The organism is Citrobacter sp. S55_ASV_140 (assembly GCF_018919505.1).
Classification (GTDB): Bacteria; Pseudomonadota; Gammaproteobacteria; order Enterobacterales; family Enterobacteriaceae; genus Citrobacter; species Citrobacter werkmanii.
Genome location: NZ_JAHLQZ010000201.1, coordinates 1 through 6,862 on the forward strand (window position 1 = coordinate 1; position 6,862 = coordinate 6,862).

Here is a 6,862-nt window from a genome sequence, read left to right on the forward strand (position 1 = left end):
GACTAACAGCTCTTCCATCCATTGATGTCCTTTATCCCGGCCTGCAGCTTCATGCCAGGAAAGATAACATGTACGGCTGTTCAATTTTAAAGGTAAAGGTAATATCTGAAGTTCTAAAGAATCAGCGAACTCTTCTGCCAACCAACGTGGCGCAATAGCGACCAGATGCGTTTGCGACACAATATTAAGAACGCTAATTAATGCCATGCCCTGGTAAGCGACGCAGGATTGTTTATCCGGCGTGTCATACCACGGCTGACTGAAAGATGCGAAGCGATCCAGCGAAACCACCGCGTGTTGCTCATTATAAACATCGTTTTCCAATAATGGACCACTAATGCGCGGATGCTTTTTGCTTACCACTAATACCATTTCATCATTGAATAACGGAATACTTGAGAATTCTGGACGACGGAATTCTTCATAGCTAATAACAAACTCTGTTTCCTGATAACGCAGCTGATGCTCGGTATTTTGATTAAGTGAAGATTTAAATATGACATTAATGTTTGGCGCGACCTGTTCAACCCGATTATAAATCAACGATGTCAGGATATTATCTAATGGGCTGCATACGCAGAGATTGAAAACACGTTCACTGCTGGCTGGTTCAAAACCCGATCCAGGCAGTTCGTTTTGCACTAATTGCAATGCCTGACGAATGGAACCAAATAGCTGGAAAGCTCTTGCTGTCGGCTGGATCCCCCGACCATAACGAACAAAAAGCTCATCATTAAACATGACCTTGAGGCGCGCTACCGCATTACTGACCGCTGGTTGCGACATCCCCAGGGTATGCGCAGCGCGGGTAATATTCTGTTCCTGCATTACCGCGTCAAAAACGGTTAAAAGATTAAGGTCAACCATGCGAAGTTGCGGTTTTCCTGGCTCTAAAAGATTGGGTTTATCTATTATTTTTACTTCTGGCATAGTTAACTCCACTGTCACTCTAAACTCCCTTTTCCCAGACGGAGTAAAGAAATAACCTCCGCTAATATGATTTACCATGCATATAAAATAAGAAAAAGGAAAAACATTAAAATTAGGAAAACATAAAGGTACAAACCTAAATGAACAAAACAGCAATGCGAGCGCAGTGTGGCAGAGGTCACTGCACGATGATTCATATGTTTAAATTTCAAAAACAATATAACCATAAGCATGGCGAATATACAATCATACACATCATGAATGTATATTTAAGTTTTAATTAAATGTTTATATTATTAATACATTAAAAGTTAACATTAATTTATCAATCATGTCCTTCCGCTGTGCCCCGATCTATTCAGTATTGCTATAAAAACAGACAAATCATAAAGATATAAAATCTTAATCGCGCCATCGACTTCAACGAACCGTTACAATAAATGCGAATAAATATGCTTAAATATGTCAAACCATGAAAATTATGTACAAGCATCAGCAGATTAATTTTATATACGCCAACAAATTCAGCACAATTCGCTTAAGTTTTGCCTAAACTTTTATCTGCTACAGGGGCATTTACAAGGGATGGGGTTGACATCGGAGTTCATATCCAGTACCACTAAAAGCATATCGCATTCGCCTGGAGCTTAATTGATGACTTACATTGCTCGTTTCAACGGTCTACTACTACTAAACGCATCTTCGTTGCGCGGTAGACTGGTGGACGACATTCAGCATTAAGTCAGCTCCAGTTAAGACAGAAACCCGCGCCGTTGCGCGGGTTTTTTTATGCTCGAAGCAAGGCGCCCTAAAGACCAAGGACCTAAACCATGAGCCAGCAAGTCATTATTTTCGATACCACCTTACGCGACGGAGAACAGGCGTTACAGGCAAGCCTGAGTGTGAAAGAAAAACTGCAGATTGCGCTGGCCCTTGAGCGCATGGGCGTTGACGTGATGGAAGTGGGTTTCCCGGTCTCTTCACCAGGTGACTTTGAATCAGTACAGACCATTGCTCGTCAGGTTAAGAACAGCCGTGTTTGCGCCTTAGCGCGCTGCGTTGAAAAAGATATCGATGTTGCAGCTGAATCCCTGAAGGTCGCTGAAGCTTTCCGCATTCATACGTTTATCGCCACCTCGCCGATGCATATCGCAACAAAATTACGCAGCACGCTGGATGAGGTGATCGAGCGAGCTGTCTATATGGTTAAGCGAGCGCGTAATTACACGGATGACGTGGAATTCTCCTGCGAAGACGCTGGCCGTACTCCTATCGCAGACCTGGCTCGCGTAGTAGAAGCCGCCATTAATGCGGGTGCCAAAACCATCAATATTCCCGATACCGTCGGTTACACCATGCCTTTCGAATTTGGCGCAATCATTTCCGGTCTGTATGAACGCGTACCGAATATCGATAAAGCCATCATCTCCGTACACACCCATGATGATTTAGGCCTGGGCGTCGGCAACGCGCTGGCTGCCGTTCACGCCGGAGCGCGCCAGGTGGAAGGCGCGATGAACGGTATCGGCGAACGCGCTGGTAACTGCTCCCTGGAAGAAGTGATCATGGCGATCAAAGTGCGCAAAGATATCCTGAACGTACAGACCCGCATTAATCATCAGGAGATCTGGCGTACCAGCCAGTTAGTGAGCCAAATCTGTAACATGCCCATTCCGGCTAACAAAGCGATTGTCGGTAGCGGCGCCTTTGCTCACTCCTCCGGCATTCATCAGGACGGCGTACTGAAAAACCGTGAAAACTACGAAATCATGACGCCTGAATCCATCGGCCTGAATCAGGTACAGTTGAACCTGACCTCCCGTTCCGGACGCGCCGCGGTGAAACACCGCATGGATGAGATGGGCTATAAAGAGAGTGAATATAATCTGGACAACCTGTACGACGCTTTCCTGAAGCTGGCGGATAAAAAAGGTCAGGTATTTGATTACGACCTGGAAGCGCTGGCCTTTATTAACAAACAGCAGGAAGAGCCAGAACATTTCCGTCTGGATTACTTCAGCGTGCAATCCGGCTCAAATGACATTGCTACTGCCTCCGTCAAGCTGGCCTGCGGTGAAGACGTCAAAGCCGAAGCGGCGAACGGTAACGGCCCGGTTGATGCCATTTATCAGGCCATCAACCGCGTGACGGAATACAACGTCGAACTGGTGAAATACAGCCTGACCGCCAAAGGGCACGGTAAAGATGCGCTGGGTCAGGTGGATATCGTCGCCAACTATAACGGTCGCCGCTTCCACGGCGTCGGTCTGGCAACGGATATCGTCGAGTCTTCCGCCAAAGCGATGGTCCATGTGCTGAACAATATCTGGCGCGCCGAAGAAGTCGAAAAAGAATTGCAACGCAAAGCTCAGAACAACGAGAACAACAAGGAAACCGTGTGATGTCGAAGAATTACCATATTGCTGTTTTGCCGGGTGACGGTATTGGCCCGGAAGTGATGGCGCAAGCCTTGAAAGTACTGGACGCAATTCGCCACCGTTTTAACATGCGCATTACCACCAGCCACTACGACGTGGGTGGCGCCGCCATTGATAACCACGGTCAGCCGCTGCCGCCGGCTACGGTTGAAGGCTGTGAGCAAGCTGACGCCATTCTGTTTGGCTCCGTTGGCGGTCCGAAATGGGAAAACCTGCCGCCAAACCAGCAGCCTGAACGCGGTGCGCTGCTGCCATTGCGTAAGCACTTCAAATTATTCAGCAATCTGCGTCCGGCAAAGCTGTACCAGGGGCTGGAAGCGTTTTGTCCTCTGCGCGCCGATATCGCCGCTAACGGTTTCGACATCCTGTGCGTGCGTGAACTGACCGGCGGGATCTACTTCGGTCAGCCAAAAGGCCGCGAAGGCAGCGGGCAACATGAAAAAGCATTTGATACCGAGGTATATCACCGTTTCGAGATCGAACGTATTGCCCGTATCGCGTTTGAGTCAGCTCGCCAGCGTCGCCGTAAAGTCACGTCGATTGATAAAGCTAACGTGCTGCAAACCTCTATTCTGTGGCGTGAAATCGTCAATGAAATTGCCAATGAATACCCGGACGTTGAACTGGCGCATATGTACATCGACAACGCGACAATGCAGTTGATCAAAGATCCTTCCCAGTTCGACGTCCTGCTGTGCTCCAACCTGTTTGGCGACATTCTGTCTGACGAGTGCGCCATGATCACCGGTTCAATGGGTATGTTGCCATCCGCCAGCCTGAACGAGCAGGGTTTTGGTCTGTACGAGCCTGCTGGCGGCTCCGCCCCGGATATCGCCGGGAAAAACATTGCTAACCCTATCGCCCAGATCCTGTCGCTGGCGCTGCTGCTGCGCTACAGCCTGGATGCCAACGATGCGGCAACCGCAATTGAGAGCGCCATTAACCGCGCATTAGAAGAAGGCATTCGCACTGGTGATTTGGCCCGTGGCGCTGCCGCAGTCGGTACCGATGAAATGGGCGATATCATTGCCCGTTACGTCGCAGAAGGGGTGTAATCATGGCCAAAACGTTATACGAAAAATTATTTGATGCGCACGTCGTCTTTGAGGCGCAAAACGAAACCCCGCTGCTGTATATCGACCGCCATCTGGTGCATGAAGTCACCTCCCCGCAGGCGTTTGATGGTCTGCGCGCGCATGGCCGTCAGGTGCGCCAGCCGGGTAAAACCTTCGCCACCATGGACCACAACGTCTCAACGCAGACCAAAGACATTAACGCCTCCGGCGAAATGGCGCGTATTCAGATGCAGGAACTGATCAAAAACTGCAATGAATTTGGCGTTGAACTGTACGACCTGAATCACCCGTATCAGGGTATTGTCCACGTGATGGGGCCTGAGCAAGGCGTGACCTTGCCGGGAATGACCATCGTCTGTGGCGACTCCCACACCGCCACCCACGGCGCATTCGGCGCGCTGGCGTTCGGTATTGGCACTTCAGAAGTTGAACACGTGCTGGCAACGCAAACCCTGAAACAGGGTCGCGCCAAAACCATGAAGATTGAAGTCAACGGCCAGGCCGCGCCGGGCATCACGGCGAAAGATATCGTGCTGGCGATTATCGGTAAAACCGGTAGCGCGGGCGGTACCGGGCACGTGGTTGAATTTTGCGGCGAAGCCATCCGTGCGCTGAGCATGGAAGGCCGCATGACCCTGTGTAACATGGCCATTGAAATGGGGGCCAAAGCGGGTCTGGTCGCACCGGATGAAACCACCTTTAACTATGTGCAAGGTCGTTTACACGCACCGAAGGGCGAGGATTTTGCCCACGCGGTTGAGTACTGGAAAACGCTGCAAACCGACGACGGCGCAACGTTTGATACCGTCGTCACTCTGCAAGCAGAAGAGATCGCGCCGCAGGTAACCTGGGGAACGAATCCGGGTCAGGTGATCTCGGTGAACGATAATATTCCCGATCCGGCATCATTTACCGATCCCGTTGAGCGCGCATCGGCGGAAAAAGCGCTGGCGTATATGGGGCTGAAACCGGGCATTCCGTTAACAGAAGTGGCTATCGATAAAGTGTTTATCGGTTCCTGCACCAACTCGCGCATTGAAGATTTACGCGCCGCGGCGGAAATCGCCAAAGGGCGCAAAGTCGCGCCGGGCGTACAGGCACTGGTGGTGCCGGGTTCTGGTCCGGTGAAAGCGCAGGCGGAAGCGGAAGGTCTGGACAAGATCTTTATCGAAGCAGGATTTGAATGGCGCTTACCGGGCTGTTCCATGTGCCTGGCCATGAATAATGACCGCCTGAACCCAGGCGAGCGCTGCGCATCCACCAGCAACCGTAACTTTGAAGGTCGTCAGGGCCGCGGTGGCCGCACGCATTTAGTCAGCCCGGCGATGGCCGCCGCCGCCGCCGTTACCGGCCACTTCGCCGACATTCGCAGCATCAAATAAGGAAACTACCATGGCAGAGAAATTTACCCAGCATACCGGCCTGGTTGTCCCACTGGATGCCGCCAACGTCGATACCGATGCAATTATCCCGAAACAGTTTTTGCAGAAGGTCACACGCACCGGTTTTGGCGCCCATCTGTTTAACGACTGGCGTTTCCTGGACGAAAAGGGTCAACAGCCAAATCCAGAGTTTGTGCTGAACTTTCCGGAATATAAAGGCGCGTCGATTCTGCTGGCGCGGGAAAACTTTGGCTGCGGCTCTTCACGCGAACATGCGCCGTGGGCGCTGACCGACTACGGCTTTAAAGTAGTGATCGCGCCAAGCTTCGCCGACATCTTCTACGGCAACAGTTTCAACAACCAACTGCTGCCGGTAACCCTGAGCGACGCGCAGGTCGATGAAATGTTTACCCTGGTGAAAGCCAATCCGGGGATTACATTTGAAGTGGATCTGGTGGCGCAGGTCGTCAAAGCGGGCGATAAGTCCTACAGCTTTAAGATCGATGACTTCCGTCGCCACTGCATGCTGAACGGTCTGGACAGCATCGGGCTGACGCTGCAGCACGAAGCCGCCATCACCGAATACGAAGACAGGCAGCCCGCGTTTATGCGCTAGTCATTGTTGTGCCGGATTAGGCCGTTACGCCGCCATCCGGCACTTTATAAATCAAACATCCTTCACCCGCCCGGTCATCACCAGCGTGACCACCGAAATCGCCGCAATCACCCAGTAAACGGCAAAATGCCCGTAGCTTTGCGCCACCGCTCCCTGAATCACTCCCGCCAGAATCACGCCCGTTGAAATACTGTTGGTAAACAATGTGGTCGCCGATCCCGCACGCCCCGGCATCAGATCCTGAAACCACAGCATTCCTATTCCGGCGATAATGCCGATAAATACCGCGTTAAACAGTTGCAGGACCAGCAGCGCCGTGCGGCTGTGAAAGAAGATCAGACCAAGATAAAACAGTACGCCCGCCGCCACGGCCGCGATCATCATGCGCCGCTTACCAAAGCGTTTCACGTAGTAGCCCGC

General features: G+C 51.3%; 7 protein-coding genes. 5 read left to right on the forward strand and 2 right to left on the reverse strand.

Going from position 1 to position 6,862, the window contains the following annotated elements; genetic code table 11:
- Positions 1–930, reverse strand: a 930-nt coding sequence (gene leuO / locus KQJ18_RS20120; RefSeq protein ID WP_216422580.1) for a transcriptional regulator LeuO, incomplete at its 3' end; no start/stop codon positions are given.
- 654 nt (positions 931–1,584) lie between these two features.
- Here leuO and leuL point away from each other — a divergent pair.
- From leuL to leuD, 5 genes are all read left to right on the forward strand, one after another.
- Positions 1,585–1,671, forward strand: coding sequence for a leu operon leader peptide (gene leuL / locus KQJ18_RS20125; RefSeq protein ID WP_048998978.1), 87 nt, complete (start codon positions 1,585–1,587; stop codon positions 1,669–1,671).
- 89 nt (positions 1,672–1,760) lie between these two features.
- Positions 1,761–3,332, forward strand: coding sequence for a 2-isopropylmalate synthase (leuA, locus tag KQJ18_RS20130; protein ID WP_121528578.1), 1,572 nt, complete (start codon positions 1,761–1,763; stop codon positions 3,330–3,332).
- Positions 3,332–4,423 carry a 3-isopropylmalate dehydrogenase gene (gene leuB, locus KQJ18_RS20135; protein ID WP_006686687.1) on the forward strand — a complete coding sequence of 364 codons (1,092 nt, stop codon included), beginning with the start codon at positions 3,332–3,334 and terminating at the stop codon, positions 4,421–4,423. Before leuA ends, leuB begins: the two co-directional genes overlap by 1 nt.
- Before the next feature lie 2 nt (positions 4,424–4,425).
- The gene (gene leuC / locus KQJ18_RS20140) at positions 4,426–5,826 is read left to right on the forward strand and encodes a 3-isopropylmalate dehydratase large subunit (RefSeq protein ID WP_038637175.1); all 1,401 of its coding nucleotides are present in this window, start codon (positions 4,426–4,428) and stop codon (positions 5,824–5,826) included.
- 10 nt (positions 5,827–5,836) lie between these two features.
- Entirely contained in the window at positions 5,837–6,442 is a 606-nt protein-coding gene (leuD, locus tag KQJ18_RS20145) for a 3-isopropylmalate dehydratase small subunit (protein ID WP_085048317.1), read from the forward strand.
- 51 nt (positions 6,443–6,493) lie between these two features.
- Here leuD and KQJ18_RS20150 read toward each other — a convergent pair.
- Positions 6,494–6,862: MFS transporter (locus KQJ18_RS20150; protein WP_216422581.1), on the reverse strand; the 369-nt coding region annotated here is incomplete at its 5' end.

Bases quoted from the DNA above. Each gene is read 5' to 3' on its own strand.
- leuL (WP_048998978.1), top strand. From the start codon at position 1,585: ATGACTTACATTGCTCGTTTCAACGGTCTACTACTACTAAACGCATCT.
- leuA (WP_121528578.1), top strand. From the start codon at position 1,761: ATGAGCCAGCAAGTCATTATTTTCGATACCACCTTACGCGACGGAGAA.
- leuB (WP_006686687.1), top strand. From the start codon at position 3,332: ATGTCGAAGAATTACCATATTGCTGTTTTGCCGGGTGACGGTATTGGC.
- leuC (WP_038637175.1), top strand. From the start codon at position 4,426: ATGGCCAAAACGTTATACGAAAAATTATTTGATGCGCACGTCGTCTTT.
- leuD (WP_085048317.1), top strand. From the start codon at position 5,837: ATGGCAGAGAAATTTACCCAGCATACCGGCCTGGTTGTCCCACTGGAT.